Origin of the sequence: Streptomyces sp. NPDC051921 (assembly GCF_040680975.1) — a bacterium.
In the GTDB taxonomy this organism is placed as follows: domain Bacteria; phylum Actinomycetota; class Actinomycetes; order Streptomycetales; family Streptomycetaceae; genus Streptomyces.
Window position 1 is genome coordinate 370,311 of sequence record NZ_JBFAXU010000002.1, and the last position, 17,221, is coordinate 387,531.

Genomic DNA, 17,221 nt, shown 5'->3' on the forward strand with positions numbered 1-17,221 from the left:
CCGACCCCCCGTTCGCGGGTCGTCGTCGCGCGGTGCGGGGCCGCCCACCAGGGCGTGGGCGGGTCCGGGTGCCTCGCGTCGGGGCCCTCGGCGACCGGCAGGTCTCGCGCCCCGTACGCCACCCGCATGGCCCTCCGCCCGCGCGGGGGGCATGAGGGCGGCAGACGATGGGAGCATGCCGATCTCCGCCGCTCAGCGTGCCGCACTGCTCACCGCGACCGCCCTGCTCCTCACCGCGGGGTGCTCCGACGACGGGGGCGAGGGGACGGCCGCCGAGCCGAGCGGACCCGGCGGGCTCGACGCGCTCGCGGCGCAGAAGCTCGAATGGTCCCCGTGCCTGCCGCCGTCCCCGGCGGAGGGCGGCGGGCCCGCGCCGTCGCCGCTGCCCGGCGGGGCGCCCTGGGAGTGCAGTTTCATGAAGGCGCCGCTCGACTACACCAAGCCTGACGGCGCGACCGTCGAACTGGCCCTCATCCGCGCCAAGGCCCGCGACACGGGCCGGCGGATCGGTTCGCTGTTCTTCAACTTCGGCGGCCCCGGCGGGTCCGGCATCACCGGTCTGCCCAGCTTCGCGAACGACTTCGAGGACCTGCGCTCCCGCTACGACCTGGTCTCCTTCGACCCGCGCGGAGTCGGCCGCAGCGAGCCCGTCGAGTGCGCCACCGACAAGGAGCTCGACGCCTACTACGCCCTGGACTTCACGCCCGACGACGCCGCCGAGGAGCGGACGCTCTCCGACGCCCAGCGGACGTACACGGCGGGGTGCGACAAGAACGCGGGGCCCCGGCTCCCGTACGTCGGGACGGAGAACGCGGCCCGCGACATGGACCTGATGCGCCGGGTCCTCGGCGACGACAAGCTCCACTACTTCGGCATCTCGTACGGCACCGAACTCGGCGGCGTCTACGCGCACCTCTTCCCGAAGAACGTCGGCCGCGCGGTCTTCGACGCGGTCGTCGACCCCACGGCGGGCGTGGAGGCCGGCGCCCTCGGCCAGGCGAGGGGGTTCCAACTGGCGCTGGACAACTTCGCGAAGGACTGCGTGGCCCGCGGCGACCAGTGCGCGCTGCCGGGCTCGTCGGTCGCCGAGATCGAGGCATTCATCACCGGCCTGCTCGCGGAGCTCGACAAGAAGCCCATCCCCGGCATCGGCGACCGCATGCTGACGCAGACCCAGGCCACGAACGGCATCGCGCAGGCCCTGTACTCGAAGGAGTTCTGGCCGTATCTGGAGCAGGGCCTCGACGAGGCCGACGGCGGCAACGGGGCCCTGCTGCTCGCCTTGTCGGACTCCATGAACGGGCGCAGCCAGAACGGCAGTTACAGCAACATCCAGGCCGCCAACGCGGCCATCAACTGCGTGGACTTCAAGGAGCGCTTCACCCTCGGCCAGGCCAAGGAACGGCTGCCCGAGTTCCGCGCGACCTCTCCCGTCTTCGGCGACTTCATGGGCTGGGCCCTCGCGAGCTGCGCACCGTGGCCCGTCCCGGGCACCTGGGACCACCCGGACGTCTCGGCCCCCGGATCCGCCCCGATCCTGGTGATCGGCAACACCGGCGACCCTGCCACCCCGTACGAGGGTGCCCGGTCGATGGTCGAGGCCCTCGGCCCGGGCGTCGGCGTGGAACTCACGTACCAGGGCCAGGGCCACGGCTCGTACAGCAGCGGCAACCGGTGCGTGAAGACGGCGACCGACGCCTATCTCCTGGAGGGCAAGGTGCCGGCTTCGGGGACCGTCTGCCAGTGACGGAAAAAGGGGCCCGGGTCCCTCCGTCGGACGGATGGACGCGGGCCCCTGGTGCGCCGGGGACGGCGCGGGCGATCAGTAGACCGGCTTCTCGGGCTCGATCTGGTGGACCCAGCCGATCACGCCGCCGCCGACGTGGACCGCGTCGGCGAAGCCCGCGGACTTGAGGACGGCGAGGACTTCCGCACTGCGGACACCCGTCTTGCAGTGCAGGACGATGCGCTTGTCCTGCGGGAGGTCCTGGAGGGCGTTGCCCATCAGGAACTCGTTCTTCGGGATCAGACGGGCACCGGGGATCGAGACGATCTCGTACTCGTTCGGCTCGCGGACGTCGATGATGTCGATGCTCTCGCCGTCGTCGATCCACTCCTTGAGCTGCTTCGGAGTGATCGTGGAGCCGAGCGCCGCCTCCTGGGCCTCCTCGGACACGACGCCGCAGAAGGCCTCGTAGTCGATGAGCTCGGTGACGGTCGGGTTCTCGCCGCAGACCGCGCAGTTGGGGTCCTTGCGGACCTTGACCTGGCGGTACTGCATCTCCAGGGCGTCGTAGATCATCAGGCGGCCGACCAGCGGGTCGCCCACGCCGGCCAGGACCTTGATCGCCTCGGTGACCTGGATGGAGCCGATGGACGCGCACAGCACGCCCAGGACGCCGCCCTCGGCGCAGGACGGGACCATGCCCGGCGGCGGGGGCTCCGGGTAGAGGCAGCGGTAGCAGGGGCCGTACTCGGACCAGAAGACCGAAGCCTGGCCGTCGAAGCGGTAGATCGAGCCCCACACGTACGGCTTGTTGAGCAGCACGCAGGCGTCGTTGACCAGGTAGCGGGTCGCGAAGTTGTCCGTGCCGTCGACGATCAGGTCGTACTGGCTGAAGATGTCCATCACGTTCTCGGCCTCGAGCCGCTCTTCGTGAAGGATCACGTTCACGTACGGGTTGATGCCCAGCACGCTGTCGCGCGCCGACGCGGCCTTGGAGCGGCCGATGTCGGACTGGCTGTGGATGATCTGACGCTGCAGGTTCGACTCGTCGACCTCGTCGAACTCCACGATGCCGAGCGTGCCGACGCCGGCCGCGGCCAGGTACATGAGGGCCGGCGAGCCGAGACCGCCGGCGCCCACACAGAGCACCTTGGCGTTCTTGAGCCGCTTCTGTCCGTCCATCCCGACGTCCGGGATGATCAGGTGGCGGGAGTACCTGCGGACCTCGTCTACGGTGAGCTCGGAAGCCGGCTCGACCAGGGGTGGCAGCGACACGGAGTCTCCGATGGTCGGTATGTCAGTGCGGTTGTTCTCCGCACAACACTGCCACGGCCCTTCTCATTCCGAGACACCCCGTCCGATACGCGAGACAATTTCGTCCCAGTAGCCGGGCAGCGTGTGGAATTGGTCGCTTTGTCCGGGGCGGCCCCTGCGGTCGGTCATGAAGACCGTGCCGGCGCCCTGCCAGCGGGCGATCCGCAGGGCTTCGTCCAGGTGTGTCCGGGGCACCCCGTGGACCAGGTGCACGAACTTCCCCGCCGGGTGGTCGGCCGTCCACTCCGCCACCTGCGACCATCGGTAGTCCGCCCACGCCCCGGAGAAGGTGACCAGCTGGTCGGCGACCTCCGCGTAGCCCGGGTACGGGTGGGCGCCGTGGCCCAGGACGAGCGTGACCTCGTCCTCGCGGAGCGCCTCCAGGGTCGCGGCGATCCGCCGGACCCCCGGCAGATCGGCCCGGTCGACGGGGGCGCGGTCCAGGTAGAAGCCGTCGGTCCGGTACCAGTCGAGGAAGCGCTGGGCGTCGGAGACGAGCTCGCCGAAGGGGCGCGAGCCGTGCCGCAGGTCGAGGTGGCCCAGCACCTTCACGCCCGCGTTGCGCAGTTTGCCCGCCGCCGCCAGGCAGTGCGGGTCCGGCCGGTCGCCCGGTCCCTCGGCGACGTTGAGCACGGCCCAGTGCAGAGGGGTGCCGGGGCGGGTGAGTTCGGCCCATTCGACGGGCGCGAGCAGGGGGTGGGCGTAGCCGGGGACGCCCATCCCCATCTCGGTGACCGTCCCGGTGGCGGTCAGATGCGGCATGCCGCCTCCATCCAGATGTCCGCGAGGGACTCCTCCAGGTTGATCCGGGGCCGCCAGCCGAGCCGGTCGCGCGCGGTGCGCACGTCGGCCTGCTGCCAGGGGCCGCAGCCGTCGGGGTACGGGAAGGGGGCGGCGGCAAGCTGCTCGGCGATGGTGGCCTCGGTGCGCGGGGCGCCGATCACCGGGCGGGGCGGCGGTCCGTCGAGTTCGTGCAGCTGGCCCGCGTATCCGGCGACCCTGGCGAGGACGGCCGCGGCGTCGCGGAGCCTCACGGCCCGGCCGGTGCCGATGTTGACCACGCCCTGGGCGGCGGAGAGCGAGGCGGCGTGCACGGCCCGCGCCACGTCCCGGACGTCCACGAAGTCCCGCTGCACGCCCAGTCCGCTGAGCTTGAGCTCGCCGTCGCCGGCCTGCATGGCGCGGCGCATCGCCTCGGCGAGCCGGCCGAGCGGGGAGCCGGCCGGGGTGCCGGGGCCGACCGGCGAGAAGACCCGCAGCACGACCGCGTCCAGGCCGGAGCCGAGGACGAGCTCGGTCGCGGCGAGTTTGGACACGCCGTACGGGCCGCCGGGCCGGGGCACGGCGTCCTCGGCGGTGGACGAGCCGGGCTGGCTCGGCCCGTACTCCGAGGCGCAGCCGACCTGGACCAGTCGGGCGCCGCAGCCGCTGCGTCGCAGCGCCTCGCAGACGGTGGCGACGGCGACGGTGTTGTGCCGGGTCAGTTCGCGGGCGCCGCCCCGGGTGGCGCCGGCGCAGTTGACGACGACTCCGGGGTGGACGGCGTCGAGGAACCGCGTGAGCGCACCGGGGCTGCCGCTCGCGAGGTCGAACCGTACGTCGGCGTCGTCGCCGCGGCCGAGGGCGGTGAGGTGCACCGCCGGGTCGGCGAGCAGGCGGTCGGCGACGAACCGGCCGATGAATCCGTTGGCTCCGAGCAGCAGCACCCTCATCGTGCGGCCCCTTCGTGCCGACCGGCCGTGGCGTGGGGTTCGGGGGTCATGTCTCTTTCGTCTCCTTGGGAGGGTTTACGTGGGAGGGGTACGCCCGCGGCGTCGGCTCCGCGGGTGCGCCGGGGTCAGACGTGGGCCGAGGCCCGGGAGAGCGCCGAGGTGGCGTGGACGAGCAGGGCGAGGGCCGCGCCGCCGCAGACGAGGGCGGGGACGGCCGCGGGGCCCCAGGGGTCGACGACCGCGCGGACCGGCGCGCCGAGGACGTCGCAGCCCGGGAGCCGGGCGGCGAGGACGCTCGCCAGGGCGAGGGCCTCGCCGGCGCAGGCGGCGCCGAGGACGCGGGCCGCGTCCTCGGCGTAGCCGTGCACGGCGAGCAGCCGGGCGAGCAGGAGCAGCGTGCCGAGGGCGAGCGCGCCGGGGTGGAAGCCGGTGAGGACGAGCAGCCCGGCGAGGGCGGCGAGGTGGAGCGTGAGGCCGCCGAGGAGCAGCGGACGGGCGCCGGCCGCGAAGTCGTCCAGACCGCGGCTGGCGGCGAGCCGCCGACGGGCGCGGACGGCGAAGAGGTGGGCGCACCAGGCGGCGGGGACGACGGAGAGGGCGAGGGCGAGCAGGGGCCCGGTGTCGAGTCCCCAGCCGTGGTCGACCGGCCCGCCGAGCACGGTGACGACGGTGGGTCCGTCGTCGGGCCCACCGGTGAGCAGCTGCTCCAGCAGGCCGTCGCCGCCCGCCGCGTAGGCGAGGAGCCACAGGGTGCACAGGGCGGCGGGCACGGTACGACCGGCGGCCCGCAGCGGTCCGTGCCGCACGGCGGCGTACAGCGCGCCGGCGAGTCCGAGCGCCGCGGCCACGCCGACGACGAGGTGCGGCAGCCCGGTGCTGAGCGCGAGCCCGGCGGTGCCGAACGCGGCGACGGCGCCGGGCGCGCAGACCGTGAGGGCCCAGCCACGGACTCCCGTGTCCCCGGCCCGCTCGGGCGCGACCCGTTCCTCCGCGCCCTCGCCGCGCGGTACGCGCGCGTACAGCTCCTCGGCGAGCGAGAACACGTCCCGGTGCCGGAACCGCGCGGCCGTCCGGTCGGTCACGCCGTGCGCTTCCAGGCCGGCGGCGATCTCCAGGGGATCCACGGCCCGTTCGCACAGCTCGCGGTGCCGGTGCATCAGCGCCTTGACGGGATCGGCGGGCCCTCGCCGCGCCCGCGCGCCGGGCGTGGGCGTGGGCGCGGCGACGGTCTGCTGAATCGCTTCGTCAGAGGCGTCGGGGGCGGAGGCCGCGGGGGGCAGGACCGCGGGGCCGGCGGTGAGGTCCAGGCCCGCCGGTAAGCCGGAGCCGGTCGTCAGGCCCGCCGGGGAGTCCGGGACGGTCGGAGCGTCCGGGGCGGCGGAGTCGTCGGCCGTGCCGGGCAGCGCGGCCTCGGCCGCTTCGGTCGTGAGGGCCGGGGCCCTGAGCAGGGCTTCGGAGCGGGAGTCCCAGGGGCCGGGGCTGGTGGGGGCGGCGGGACCGCGCATGGCTGTGCCTCCTTCAGTCATCGGGGTCTCCCGTTCCGGCCGCGGCGGTGACCGGCTGGTCCGCCCAGCTGCCCGGCACATGGGCCTCTGCCGGGTGCGCGAAGGGCACGCCGCTGGTGGTGCGCCGGCGGACCGGCGAGTGGGAGAGAAGTTCGAGGTAGATGCCGCGGAACGCCGCGAGGTTCTGTTCCACGGTGAACAGCTCCAGGGCGCGGGCGCGGGCGGCGGCGCCGAGGCGGTACCGCCGCTCGGGGTCGCGCAGGAGCGAGAGGCAGGCGTCGGCGAGCGCCTTCGGATTGCGCGGGGGCACGACGAGTCCGGTGCCGCCGATGACCTCGACGACGGCGCCGACGTCCGTGGAGACGGTGGCCCGGGCGCAGAACATGGCTTCGACGAGGCTGACGGGGAATCCCTCGACGACGCTGGAGAGGACGACGACGGCGCTGGCGGCGTAGGCGTCCTCCAGGGTGGGGGCCTCGGGATCGCCCAGCTCCTCGAAGGAGACGGGGTTCTCGCCCACCGCGTGGGCGCCGACCGCCTCGTCGGGGAAGAGCTGCTCGGCGAGGCCGCGGCAGTGCGCCAGGTAGGCGGCCGCGCCGGGCTCGCGCACGGGCGCGGCGATGATCCGCAGCCGCGCGTCGGGCTGCCGGCGCCGCACTTCGGCGAAGGCGTGGAGCAGGGCGACGAGGTCCTTGGCGGGTTCGACCCGGCCGATCCAGGCGAGGGTCGTCGGGTCGCCGCTCTCCTCGTCCTCGCCGACCTCGCCGAACCGCTCGGCGTCCATGCCGGGATACACCGTGCGCAGCCGGGCCCGGTCGGCGCCGCACCTCTCCTGCCAGCGCCGGGCGTGGGCGTTGCCCGGGGTGAGGAGCGCGGCCTGCCGGTAGACCTCGCCGGCGAGCCGGCCGTGGAAGGCGGCGAGCAGGGCGCGTACGGGTGTCGCGAGCGCGGCGCCGGTGGCCGCGAGGTAGTGGGCGCGGAGCTGGACGCCGTACTCGGTGACGAGCAGCGGGGTGCCGAAGAAGCGTTTGGCCAGCAGGCCCGGGAGCGCCGCGGCACCGGCGGAGGCGGCGTGGCAGAGGTCGACGAGGCCGAGGCCACCGGCTCCGTCGGCCCTTTCCTCCTCGTCGTACCAGCCGAGCGAGAGCGGGCGCAGGGCGCGCTCCAGCAGGTCGGTGAAGGCGAGTTGGTCGGGGACGGTGGCGGCGGCCACGCTCCGGCGCGCGCCGGGCGCGCGGCAGGCGGACTCCAGGATGCGGACGGCGCTCTCGGAGCGGAGCGCGCCGCTGGGTCCGCCGCACGCGCGGGCGAGTTCGGCGAGCTCGTAGAGCCCGGCGGCGAACTTCTCGGCGGCCGCCGCGTCGCCAGGGCCCGCGGCCCGGCCGACCGGGTCGCCCGTGGGGTCCGGCGCGGCGCACAGGCCGTCGGCCAGGTCCTTGAACGCGGCCTCGAAGCGGCGCCGTTCGCGTCGCCCGTAGCCGCGCCCTTCGTCCTCGACGGTCCAGAGCGGCGCGGTGCGGACCCCGCGCACGTTGGGCGGGAGGGGCATCCGCCCGCCGGCCTCCTGGCGGGCGTCGCGGCTGAGCGCGTACAGGTCGAACTCGTGCGGGGCGAGCCCGCGGACGAGCCGGTCGCACCAGAGCCCGGACTCGCCGGCCGCGAAGGGATAGCCGCCCTCGGTGAGCAGTCCGATCCGCATGAGCACACCCCCGTTCTCCGGTCACGGGGGTCACCGTTTCGGTCCGGTGACCCGCAGCGGGAAGAACGTAAGCGGATATGCCGGTGGTGCGACGGACGGTTGTCCGTCGCACCACCGGAAGGGGTGAATGCACGTAACTTTCCCACCGCGGTCGCGTTCCGTCGCGCTACGAGGTGGTCACGTCACTCTCGGTCAGGCAGCGGCCGTCCTCCCGGCCCTGGCTCCGCCGCCGCGCGCGGCGCTCGGCGGCGAGTACGGGGTCCAGCGACGGGACAGCCGCGAGGAGCCGGCAGCTCGCGCCGGTGCGGGCGGAGCCCCCGCTCCGTGAGCCGGCCGACGCCCGTCCCCCGGTAGCGCAGTCGGCCGCCGGCGGGGTCGAGGAGCCGGACGAGCATCCGGCCGAGGGTCGCCTTGCCGCTGCCGGACTCGCCGACGACGGGTGCCCACGACAGTCCACGATCCCGTCCGGGCGGGCGGAAGCGGTCGCCTTGGCGCCATTCCGAGACACCCTTCCCGCCATGCGGACGCCCCGGAATGCGACGGGACATCAACTCCCCGGATGCACCCAGGGATTGGGGCGACAGCGAATGCCGTCGATGTCCAGGGACTTCGTCTGCTGCTGCATCACCGGCGCGAGCGCGCCGGGGGTACGGCAGCTCACGTGGCCATGCCCGAGCCGGTGTCCGACCTCGTGGTTGATGAGCATCTGCCGATAGGCGTGCATCGCCTTCGGGCCGAAGGTCACCGAGCCCTGCGCCCAGCGGAAGGCGTTGATCATCACGCGCTCGGTGGAGGCGGAGTCGCAGGACACGTTGTCGACCGTCGTGTCCAGGCCGGACTTCCTGCACCAGTCGCCGGTGGTCCCCGGGCTGGCCAGGGTGACCACGAACTCCGGCTCGCCGCTGGAGATCCGCTCGAAGGTCATCTCGCCGCGCCCGGCCCAGCTGCGCGGGTCGTTGAGCGTCTTCTGCACCGCCTGGGCGAACAGCACGCCGTCGAGCCCGAGCCCCTTCTCCACGTCGACCCGGTAGCGGACCTTGCGGCCCTTCCCCGGCGCCTTGTCGAACCCCGGCACGGCCTGGAACTCCCCCGAGCCCTTCAGCTTGGGGTCGATGGGGAACTGGCGGGCCATCAGCTGCTCGTACGTCGGCGGCGCGGCCGGCGCCTGGTTCGCCGGGACCGGCCGGTCGTCCGACCGGGAGGCCGGGCTCGGTGCGTCGACCCGGTCCGCGGACTCGTCCGCCGCGCTGGTGCTGTGCCCGCCGTCCCTCTCGCGCTCGGCGACCTGACCGGCGACGACGATGGCGAGCACGGTGGTGATCGCCGCGGCCGCGATCCCGGTGAGGGTGCGCCCGATCCGGGCGGGCCGCCGCTCCGGGGACGCCGGAGCGCCCTCGGCGTCCTCCCGCGTCGGCTCCTCGACCGGCTCGACGGGCTCGGCCGGCGCCGGTACGGGCCGGGCCGCGCGGCGCGGCCCGGGGATGAAGGGCGCGGCCGGCGCGCCCTCGTCGTGCACCGGATGCCCGCCACGGGCGGCGGTGTCGTACGGCCCCTGGTAGCGGGGCGTGCCGTGCATCGGCGTGTCGTGAACGGGCGCGCCCGCGACCGGGACGCCGTGCGCGGGGGTCCGGTGACCCGGGACGCCGTGCGCGGGAGTGTCGTACATCGGCGCGGCCTGGCCCCGCGGGCCGTAGCCCGGGGCGCCGTGCGCCGGCGTGTCGTACATCGGGGCGGGCCGGCCCTGAGGGCCCTGGCCCGGCGCGGCCTGGCCCCGCGGGCCGTACCCGGGGACGCCGTGCGCGGGAGTCTCGTACATCGGCGCGGCCTGCCCTCGCGGGCCGTGGCCCGGGGCGCCGTGCGCCGGCGTGTCGTACATCGGGGCGGTCCGGCCCTGCGGGCCCTGCCCCGGCGCGGCCTGGCCCCGCGGGCCGTACCCGGGGACGCCGTGCGCGGGAGTCTCGTACATCGGCGCGGCCTGGCCCTGCGGGCCGTGGCCCGGGATGCCGTGTGTCGCTGTGCCGTAGCCCTGCGTGTCGTGGGGTCCCGGCGGCTGCGGGGGCGTCGGGGGCTGTTGTTGGCCCTGGTCGCGCCTGCGTCGCCCCGTGCCCGGGGCCGGCCTCGTGGCCTCGCGTTGCCCGGTGTCGGCCACCGGGGCCGCGGGGCCCTTGCGACTATGTCGTCCCACGGTCCGGCTCAGCTCCCGCCCTCGGCCGCCGCCTGCGCGGCATCGGTGATCAGCTCGCGTACCGCCGCGGCGACGGTCTCCGGGTACTCCATCATCGCGACGTGCCCCGCCTCCGGGAGCGTCAGGAGGCGCGAGCCGCGGAACGTGGCAGCCGCCCTGCGCGCCATACGGTAGCCGACCAGCTGGTCCCGGCCACCGTAGACGAGGAGCGTCGGGGCGAGCACCCGCTCGGCCTGGCGCCACAGCCCGTGCTGGCCGCCCAGCGTGTACGCGTCGACGATGCCGCGCGAGGAGCGGGCCATCGCGTCCCAGAAGTAGGGGAGCTCCAGACGCCGCTCCATCTCCTCGACGGCGTGCCGGAAGCCTTCGTCCGTGACGCGGCCGGGGTCCCCGTAACAGAGGGAGAGGACTCCGCGCACCCGCTGCTCGGCCGTCCAGTCCCTGCTGAGCCGGGCGAACAGCGGCGCGACTCCGGGCAGCGCGAGCAGCGCGGTCGGCCAGGCGGAGCGCTGGGCGCGCAGCTCGGGCAGGGCCGGCGAGATCAGGGTGAGGGTGCGGACCAGGTCCGGGCGCACGGCGGCGACCCGGGTGGCGACGGCGCCGCCCATCGAGTTGCCGAACAGGTGCACGGGGCCGCGGTCGGCCGCGTCGAGCAGCCGGATGACCGCCCGGGCGTGTCCCGTGACCGAGTAGTTGCCGTCGTCCGGCGGCGGCGAGTCCCCGAAGCCGGGCAGGTCGACCGCCTCGCCGTCGACGAGGTCGGCCAGCATCGGCATCATGGCCGACCAGTTCTGCGAGGAGCCGCCGAGCCCGTGCACGTACAGCGCGGGCGGGAGTCCGGGCCGCTCGCCGGGCCGGGCGCGCACGGTGAGCGTGAGCCCGGGCAGCGCGACGGAGCGCAGCTCCTCGCCGTCGGCGACCCGGACGGTGCGCGACCGGGTCGCGGGCGGTGCGGCGGTCCGGGTTTCCGGCAGCTCGGTCGAGGACATGGCAGCGATATTACGAGACGATCACGCTCGGGCGCGTGTGTGTGGCGTCACAGGATCGGGTGCGCCGCGCCGACGGAGCTCCTAGGCTCGGAGGTGAGAGTCATCGCGACCGGAAGGAACCGCATGACTGCTGACCCGACCGAGCCGGACACATTCGCCGAGAAAGAGGACGTCGTGCTCGACGAGGAGATCCCGGAGGCCGACGCCGCCGAGCAGCACACCGAGCTGCAGCAGCGCGAGGACGAGCCGCTCAGTCAGATCACGCACGAGTCGGCGAACGACGCGGACGCCGTCGAGCAGGCGCGCGTGGTCGCCGTCGACGAGGACGACTACCGCTGACCCCCGTCCTACAGCGGTGTCGCCCGGCCGGCTCATGCCCTCTCGGGTCGCGTGCCACCGTCTCGGTCGCCGCTTGCGCCACGGCCTCGGCTACCGCCGAGTAGCCCCGTCGCCCCCTGCTGTTCTGTTCGATTGCATGACCATCTTCTTGCCCGGCACCTCTCGCCCCGGGCGTCCGGTCCGTGAAATTCTGCGTTCGCACCGCGCACAGCCGGGTTACCCAAAAGTACGATGGCGGCGCGACGCATATGCGCGCAAGGATCGATTTTTGGGAGGCGGCGTGAGCGCCATCGAGCAGACAGAGGCAGCACGCCCGCGGGGCACGCGGCTGCCGCGCCGTGCCCGACGCAACCAGCTGCTCGGCGCGGCCCAGGAGGTGTTCGTCGCCCAGGGGTACCACTCGGCCGCGATGGACGACATCGCCGAGCGGGCCGGGGTCAGCAAGCCGGTGCTCTACCAGCACTTCCCGGGCAAGCTCGAGCTCTACCTCGCCCTGCTCGACCAGCACTGCGAGGCGCTGCTCCAGTCGGTGCGCACGGCACTCGCCTCCACCACGGACAACAAGCTCCGGGTCGCGGCGACCATGGACGCCTACTTCGCGTACGTGGAGGACGAGGGCGGTGCCTTCCGGCTGGTCTTCGAGTCCGACCTCACCAACGAGCCGGCCGTGCGCGAGCGCGTCGACCGGGTCTCCCTGCAGTGCGCGGAGGCCATCTCCGACGTCATCGCCGAGGACACCGGGCTCGCCAAGGACGAATCGATGCTCCTCGCCGTGGGCCTCGGCGGAGTGTCGCAGGTCGTCGCCCGCTACTGGCTCTCCAGCGAGTCCCCGGTCCCCCGCGACAAGGCGGTCACCCTGCTGACCTCGCTGGCGTGGCGCGGCATCGCCGGCTTCCCGCTGCACGGCGCGGACGGGCAGCTGAGCGCCGAGGGGCACTGAGCGACACCGCGGCGCGGTGATGTTGTTCGCTCTTGGCGTTCCGCGCCCGCGCCGTGTCCGTCCCCTTACCGGGCTAATGTGTGCCAGGTAGGGCGTGGGACCCACGCGCAAGGCTGACCGTTCGGAGGGACATAGCCGTGGAGGTCAAGATCGGCGTGCAGCACGCACCCCGGGAGATCGTGCTGGAGAGCGGACAGTCCGCCGAGGAGGTCGAGCGCGCGGTGGCCGACGCGCTGGCCGGCAAGGCGCAGCTGCTCAGCCTGACGGACGAGAAGGGCCGCAAGGTCCTGGTGCCGGCCGACAAGATCGCGTACGTCGAGCTCGGTGAGCCGGCCGTGCGTCGGGTGGGCTTCGGCGCGCTCTGATCGGCGGACGGAACGAGCGAGGCCCGGTGGACGGAAGTCCACCGGGCCTTTCGCATGTGCGGCCGCGGGTCCGCTCCGGCCGCCGTCTGCGCACGTCAGGGCGTACGGGGAGGATTGTCATCACGAGTGACCGGGTAGGACGGGTGTGACCGACCTGCCCGCCCCGCACCGACGCGAGGTGATTCGCCGTGTTCCTGGAAGCCCTCGGTTCCGCTCTGCTCGGCTTCGCCCTGGCCTGGGCCGCCGTGCACCGTCTCACCGACCGCCTCCCCGGACGGGGCGTCGTCCTCGTCACGGGAGCTCTCGGCGGGGCCTTCGGTGCCCTGGTGACCCACGGGGCCCTCGGCCCGGGGCACTTCCTGGCCACCCTGATCGGCGCCGTCGCGGTCGCGGCCGTGCTGCTCTCGCTGCTGCTGCGGCCGGCCTCGCGACGGCTGCGTCGATCAGCCGCGGTATAACCGGGTGGTGCCGGTCCGTCAGGCCGCGAGACCGAGTGCCGCCATGCGCTTGGTGTGCGCCTCGGTGATCCGGGAGAACATCCGGCCGACCTCGGCGAGGTCGAAGCCCGCGGCCATCCCGTCCACGCCGCCGACCAGCATCGTCGACAGCGCGTCGCGCTCGGCGACCACGCGCTGCGCCTGCGACAGGGCCTCGCCCATCAGCCGGCGCGCCCACAGGGCGAGGCGGCCGCCGACACGGGGGTCGGCGTCGATCGCGGCGCGGACCTTCTCGACGGCGAAGTTGCCGTGGCCCGTGTCGTCGAGCACGGAGAGCACGAGCGCGCGGGTGTCGGAGTCGAGGCGGGTGGCGACCTCACGGTAGAAGTCGCTCGCGATCGAGTCGCCGACGTACGCCTTGACCAGGCCCTCCAGCCAGTCCGACGGGGCGGTCTGGCGGTGGAAGTCGTCCAGCGCCCTGGCGAACGGCTCCATGGCGGCGGTCGGCTCGGCCTCGACGGTGGCGAGCCGGTCGCGCAGCCGCTCGAAGTGGTGGAACTCGGCGGAGGCCATCTTCGCCAGCTCCGCCTTGTCCGCGAGGCTCGGCGCCAGCTTGGCGTCCTCGGCGAGCCGCTCGAAGGCCGCGAGCTCGCCGTACGCGAGCGCGCCGAGCAGGTCGATCACGGCGGCGCGGTACTGCGGCACGGCGGAGGCCGTCGCCCAGTCCTGGGCGGCGATACCGGTGGGTGTGGCGTTGTCAGGCGTCTCCATGAAGCGCACAATAGCCCGCTCGGCCGGTGGGCCAAGGCCCTGGTCAGTGACTGTGACCGTGGCCTCGTCGGGAATTCTCCCGACACACATGCGCGATTCCGGGGTACAGTGGTAATGCGCCTGCTGAGTATGCGGACACGCTTTCGCACGTTCGGACGTACCCGGTGGGCCGACTCATGAATGAGGATGCCCGGTCGGTGGCCCGATCGGCTCCGGCCCGACAGCCCTTCCGGCGGCCCGCCGAGGGGTCCCTCAGCGGCACGACGCTCGAGCGACGGCAGTGGTCCCGCGCCACCCGGCGGTGATCTTCCCGATCCCCCCGGAAGTTCCCGGCACGGTGAGACCCCCTTCGTTCGCCTCGCGCCGCGTCTCACAGAAGAGGCAGCACCCTGACTACGTTCCGAGACCTCGGGATTCTTCCCGAGACGGCCGAGGCCCTGGAAGCCGTCGGCATCGTTTCCCCCTTCCCCATCCAGGAGATGACCCTGCCGGTCGCCCTTTCCGGCACCGACGTCATCGGCCAGGCCAAGACCGGTACGGGCAAGACCCTCGGCTTCGGCCTCCCCATCCTGGAGCGCGTCACCGTCCCCGCGGACGTCGAGGCCGGCCGGGCGGAGCCCGAGCAGCTGACCGACGCCCCCCAGGCGCTCGTCGTCGTCCCCACCCGCGAGCTGTGCCAGCAGGTCACCAACGACCTGCTGACCGCCGGCAAGGTGCGCAACGTGCGCGTCCTCGCCATCTACGGCGGCCGCGCGTACGAGCCGCAGGTCGAGGCCCTCAAGAAGGGCGTCGACGTGATCGTCGGCACCCCGGGCCGTCTGCTCGACCTGGCCGGCCAGCGCAAGCTCGACCTCTCCCACGTCAAGGCACTGGTCCTGGACGAGGCGGACGAGATGCTCGACCTGGGCTTCCTGCCCGACGTCGAGAAGATCATCAACATGCTTCCGGCGAAGCGCCAGACCATGCTGTTCTCGGCGACCATGCCGGGCGCCGTCATCGGCCTGGCCCGCCGCTACATGTCGAGGCCCACGCACATCCGCGCCACCTCGCCCGACGACGAGGGCGCGACCCACGCGAACATCGCGCAGCACGTCTTCCGCGCCCACTCGATGGACAAGCCGGAGATGGTCGCCCGCATCCTGCAGGCCCGTGGCCGCGGCCTCGCGATGATCTTCTGCCGTACGAAGCGCACCGCCGCCGACATCGCCGAGCAGCTGGAGCGCCGCGGCTTCGCCTCCGGCGCGGTCCACGGCGACCTCGGCCAGGGCGCCCGCGAGCAGGCGCTGCGCGCCTTCCGCAACGGCAAGGTCGACGTGCTCGTCTGCACCGACGTGGCCGCGCGCGGCATCGACGTCGAGGGCGTCACGCACGTCATCAACTACCAGTCCCCCGAGGACGAGAAGACCTACCTGCACCGCATCGGCCGCACCGGCCGCGCGGGGGCGAGCGGTACGGCGATCACGCTGGTCGACTGGGACGACATCCCGCGCTGGCAGCTGATCAACAAGGCGCTCGAGCTGGACTTCAACGACCCGGTCGAGACGTACTCCAGCTCGCCGCACCTGTTCACCCAGCTCGACATCCCCGAGGGCACCAAGGGCATCCTGCCGCGGGCCGAGCGCACCCGCGCCGGCCTCGACGCGGAGGAGCTGGAGGACCTGGGCGAGCCGGGCGGCCGCCGTGCCCGTGGCGGGCGCCAGGAGAAGACCGAGGAGCCCCCGGCCCGCACCCGGACCCCGCGCCAGCGTCGCCGCACCCGCGGTGGCTCGACCCTCGCGGACGCCCCCGAGGCGCAGCCCGCCGCGGCCGAGGCCCCGACCGCGGCCGACGCGGACACCGCCGAGGCCCCGGCGACCCCGCGCCGCCCGCGCCGCCGCCGCACCCGCGGCAGCGGCCCGTCGGCCGGCATCCCGGTCGCCGGCGCGTCCACGGGCGTCGCGGAGGCGGCCCCGGCCGAGGCCCCGGCTGCCGAGGCCCCCGCCACGGAGACGCCCGCCGCCGAGCCGCGCACCCGCCGCACGCGGAGCCGCTCCGGCAGCCGCACGGCCGAGACCGCCGGCACGGAGACCGTCGTCGCCGAGGCCGTCGTCGCCGAGGCCCCGATTGCCGAGACCGTCGTGGCCGAGGCCCCGGCTGCCCAGGCTGACGTCGCCGAGGCCCAGGCCCCGGAGGTTCCGGCCGCCGAGACCCGTCCGCGCCGCACCCGTGGCCGGTCGGGCAACGGCCGCTCGGCCGAGACCGCCGTCGCGGAGGCTCCGGCCGCCGAGGCGCCGGCCGCGAAGCCCGTCGCCGAGGTTCCGGCGCCCGTCGCCGAGGCCGAGGCCACCTCGACCGAGGCCAAGCCCCGTCGTCGTCGTGCCCGTGGTGGCGCGCGCCCCGAGACCGGTGAGACGGCGGCCGCTCCGGCCGCTCGTGCCGCCGCTCCGGCCGGCCGCGCCGCCGCCCCCGTCGAGGCGCCGGCCCCGCGTCGGCGTCGGGTGAGGCCGCGTCCGGTCGAGGACACGGTGACCTTCCAGACGGTCGAGACGGCCGCCGCCGCGCTCGCCGCCACGGTGCCGGCGCAGGCCACGGCCGAGCCGACCCCGGCACCCGCCGCGCAGCCGAAGGCCGCCCCGGTCGCGACCGCCGTCGTTCCGGCGCAGGCCGCCGAGCCGGTGGTGTCCGCGCCGCGCGCGCGCCGTCGTGCCACCCGTCCGGTGACGAGCACGCTGGTGACGGTCGAGGCGCCGAAGGAGCCGGAGGCTCCGGCGGCCCCGGTCGAGGAGCCGAAGCCGGCCCGCCGCCGCGCGACCCGTCGCGTGTCGAGCCCGGTGACGTCGACCCCGGCCGCCGAGGCCGTGGTGATCGTCGAGGCGGCCCCGGCCGCCGCGCAGGTCCAGGCACCGGTCGAGGCGCCGGCCGCGAAGCCCGTCGAGGCGCCGGTCGAGGCGCCGAAGAAGGCGGCCCCGCGCAAGCGGGTCGCCAAGAAGGCCGTCGAGGTCGTCACCGAGGCCGTCGCCGAGGTGGTCGAGGCCGCGCCGAAGACCCCGCGCAAGCGGGTCGCCAAGAAGGCCGTCGCGGCCGAGGCGCCGGTCGACGGTACGGAGACCGCGGAGGCGCCGAAGAAGGCCGCGCCGCGCAAGCGGGTCGCCAAGAAGGTCGCCGAGGTCGTCACCGAGGCCGTCGCCGAGGTGGTCGAGGCCGCGCCGAAGACCCCGCGCAAGCGGGTCGCCAAGAAGGCCGTCGCGGCCGAGGCGCCG

General features: G+C 74.4%; 14 protein-coding genes. 6 read left to right on the plus strand and 8 right to left on the minus strand.

The window, feature by feature from the left end:
- Positions 1 to 175 precede the first annotated feature (175 nt).
- Entirely contained in the window at positions 176 to 1,747 is a 1,572-nt protein-coding gene (locus AB0M16_RS04300) for an alpha/beta hydrolase (protein ID WP_365338543.1), read from the plus strand.
- Between the two features lie 75 nt (positions 1,748 to 1,822).
- Here AB0M16_RS04300 and moeZ read toward each other — a convergent pair whose 3' ends face one another.
- The 7 genes from moeZ to AB0M16_RS04335 all read right to left on the minus strand — a co-directional run bounded on the left by moeZ (position 1,823) and on the right by AB0M16_RS04335 (position 11,130).
- Positions 1,823 to 3,001: an adenylyltransferase/sulfurtransferase MoeZ gene (moeZ, locus tag AB0M16_RS04305; protein WP_365338545.1), complete on the minus strand. Its 1,179-nt coding sequence runs from the start codon at positions 2,999 to 3,001 to the stop codon at positions 1,823 to 1,825.
- Between the two features lie 63 nt (positions 3,002 to 3,064).
- Positions 3,065 to 3,802, minus strand: a complete 738-nt coding sequence (locus AB0M16_RS04310; protein WP_365338547.1) for a spherulation-specific family 4 protein — start codon at positions 3,800 to 3,802, stop codon at positions 3,065 to 3,067.
- Positions 3,790 to 4,752, minus strand: coding sequence for an NAD-dependent epimerase/dehydratase family protein (locus tag AB0M16_RS04315; RefSeq protein WP_365338549.1), 963 nt, complete (start codon positions 4,750 to 4,752; stop codon positions 3,790 to 3,792). The genes AB0M16_RS04310 and AB0M16_RS04315 overlap by 13 nt, the downstream gene beginning before the upstream one ends.
- Before the next feature lie 125 nt (positions 4,753 to 4,877).
- The gene (locus AB0M16_RS04320) at positions 4,878 to 6,257 is read right to left on the minus strand and encodes a hypothetical protein (RefSeq protein WP_365338551.1); all 1,380 of its coding nucleotides are present in this window, start codon (positions 6,255 to 6,257) and stop codon (positions 4,878 to 4,880) included.
- Positions 6,258 to 6,270: 13 nt separating this feature from the next.
- Positions 6,271 to 7,956, minus strand: coding sequence for a DUF3492 domain-containing protein (locus AB0M16_RS04325; RefSeq protein WP_365338553.1), 1,686 nt, complete (start codon positions 7,954 to 7,956; stop codon positions 6,271 to 6,273).
- 547 nt (positions 7,957 to 8,503) lie between these two features.
- Positions 8,504 to 9,922, minus strand: a complete 1,419-nt coding sequence (locus tag AB0M16_RS04330; RefSeq protein ID WP_365338555.1) for a DUF3152 domain-containing protein — start codon at positions 9,920 to 9,922, stop codon at positions 8,504 to 8,506.
- Between the two features lie 227 nt (positions 9,923 to 10,149).
- Positions 10,150 to 11,130: an alpha/beta hydrolase gene (locus tag AB0M16_RS04335; protein ID WP_365338557.1), complete on the minus strand. Its 981-nt coding sequence runs from the start codon at positions 11,128 to 11,130 to the stop codon at positions 10,150 to 10,152.
- Positions 11,131 to 11,253: 123 nt separating this feature from the next.
- Here AB0M16_RS04335 and AB0M16_RS04340 point away from each other — a divergent pair, with 123 nt between their 5' ends.
- The 4 genes from AB0M16_RS04340 (at position 11,254) to AB0M16_RS04355 (ending at position 13,232) form a co-directional block, all read left to right on the plus strand.
- Positions 11,254 to 11,469: a hypothetical protein gene (locus AB0M16_RS04340; RefSeq protein ID WP_365338559.1), complete on the plus strand. Its 216-nt coding sequence runs from the start codon at positions 11,254 to 11,256 to the stop codon at positions 11,467 to 11,469.
- A 280-nt stretch (positions 11,470 to 11,749) separates the two neighbouring features.
- Positions 11,750 to 12,409: a TetR/AcrR family transcriptional regulator gene (locus AB0M16_RS04345; RefSeq protein WP_365338561.1), complete on the plus strand. Its 660-nt coding sequence runs from the start codon at positions 11,750 to 11,752 to the stop codon at positions 12,407 to 12,409.
- A 137-nt stretch (positions 12,410 to 12,546) separates the two neighbouring features.
- Positions 12,547 to 12,774, plus strand: coding sequence for a DUF3107 domain-containing protein (locus tag AB0M16_RS04350; RefSeq protein ID WP_365338563.1), 228 nt, complete (start codon positions 12,547 to 12,549; stop codon positions 12,772 to 12,774).
- A gap of 188 nt (positions 12,775 to 12,962) precedes the next feature.
- The gene (locus AB0M16_RS04355; protein WP_365338565.1) at positions 12,963 to 13,232 is read left to right on the plus strand and encodes a hypothetical protein; all 270 of its coding nucleotides are present in this window, start codon (positions 12,963 to 12,965) and stop codon (positions 13,230 to 13,232) included.
- Between the two features lie 18 nt (positions 13,233 to 13,250).
- On the opposite strand, the gene AB0M16_RS04360 is transcribed toward AB0M16_RS04355, so the two are convergent.
- On the minus strand, positions 13,251 to 13,982 hold the full coding sequence (locus AB0M16_RS04360) for a ferritin-like fold-containing protein (protein ID WP_365338568.1): 732 nt from the start codon (positions 13,980 to 13,982) through the stop codon (positions 13,251 to 13,253).
- 479 nt (positions 13,983 to 14,461) lie between these two features.
- Between AB0M16_RS04360 and AB0M16_RS04365 the strand changes: the two genes are divergently transcribed.
- The coding region (locus AB0M16_RS04365; RefSeq protein WP_365338570.1) for a DEAD/DEAH box helicase at positions 14,462 to 17,221 on the plus strand (2,760 nt) is incomplete at its 3' end.

What these genes read in the sequence shown, in the direction of transcription:
- AB0M16_RS04330 (WP_365338555.1), bottom strand. Translation starts at nt 9,922, where the DNA reads ATGTACGAGACTCCCGCGCACGGCGTCCCCGGGTACGGCCCGCGGGGC.
- AB0M16_RS04300 (WP_365338543.1), top strand. Translation starts at nt 176, where the DNA reads ATGCCGATCTCCGCCGCTCAGCGTGCCGCACTGCTCACCGCGACCGCC.
- AB0M16_RS04320 (WP_365338551.1), bottom strand. Translation starts at nt 6,257, where the DNA reads ATGCGCGGTCCCGCCGCCCCCACCAGCCCCGGCCCCTGGGACTCCCGC.
- AB0M16_RS04360 (WP_365338568.1), bottom strand. Translation starts at nt 13,982, where the DNA reads ATGGAGACGCCTGACAACGCCACACCCACCGGTATCGCCGCCCAGGAC.
- AB0M16_RS04315 (WP_365338549.1), bottom strand. Translation starts at nt 4,752, where the DNA reads ATGAGGGTGCTGCTGCTCGGAGCCAACGGATTCATCGGCCGGTTCGTC.
- AB0M16_RS04310 (WP_365338547.1), bottom strand. Translation starts at nt 3,802, where the DNA reads ATGCCGCATCTGACCGCCACCGGGACGGTCACCGAGATGGGGATGGGC.
- AB0M16_RS04325 (WP_365338553.1), bottom strand. Translation starts at nt 7,956, where the DNA reads ATGCGGATCGGACTGCTCACCGAGGGCGGCTATCCCTTCGCGGCCGGC.
- AB0M16_RS04340 (WP_365338559.1), top strand. Translation starts at nt 11,254, where the DNA reads ATGACTGCTGACCCGACCGAGCCGGACACATTCGCCGAGAAAGAGGAC.
- AB0M16_RS04335 (WP_365338557.1), bottom strand. Translation starts at nt 11,130, where the DNA reads ATGTCCTCGACCGAGCTGCCGGAAACCCGGACCGCCGCACCGCCCGCG.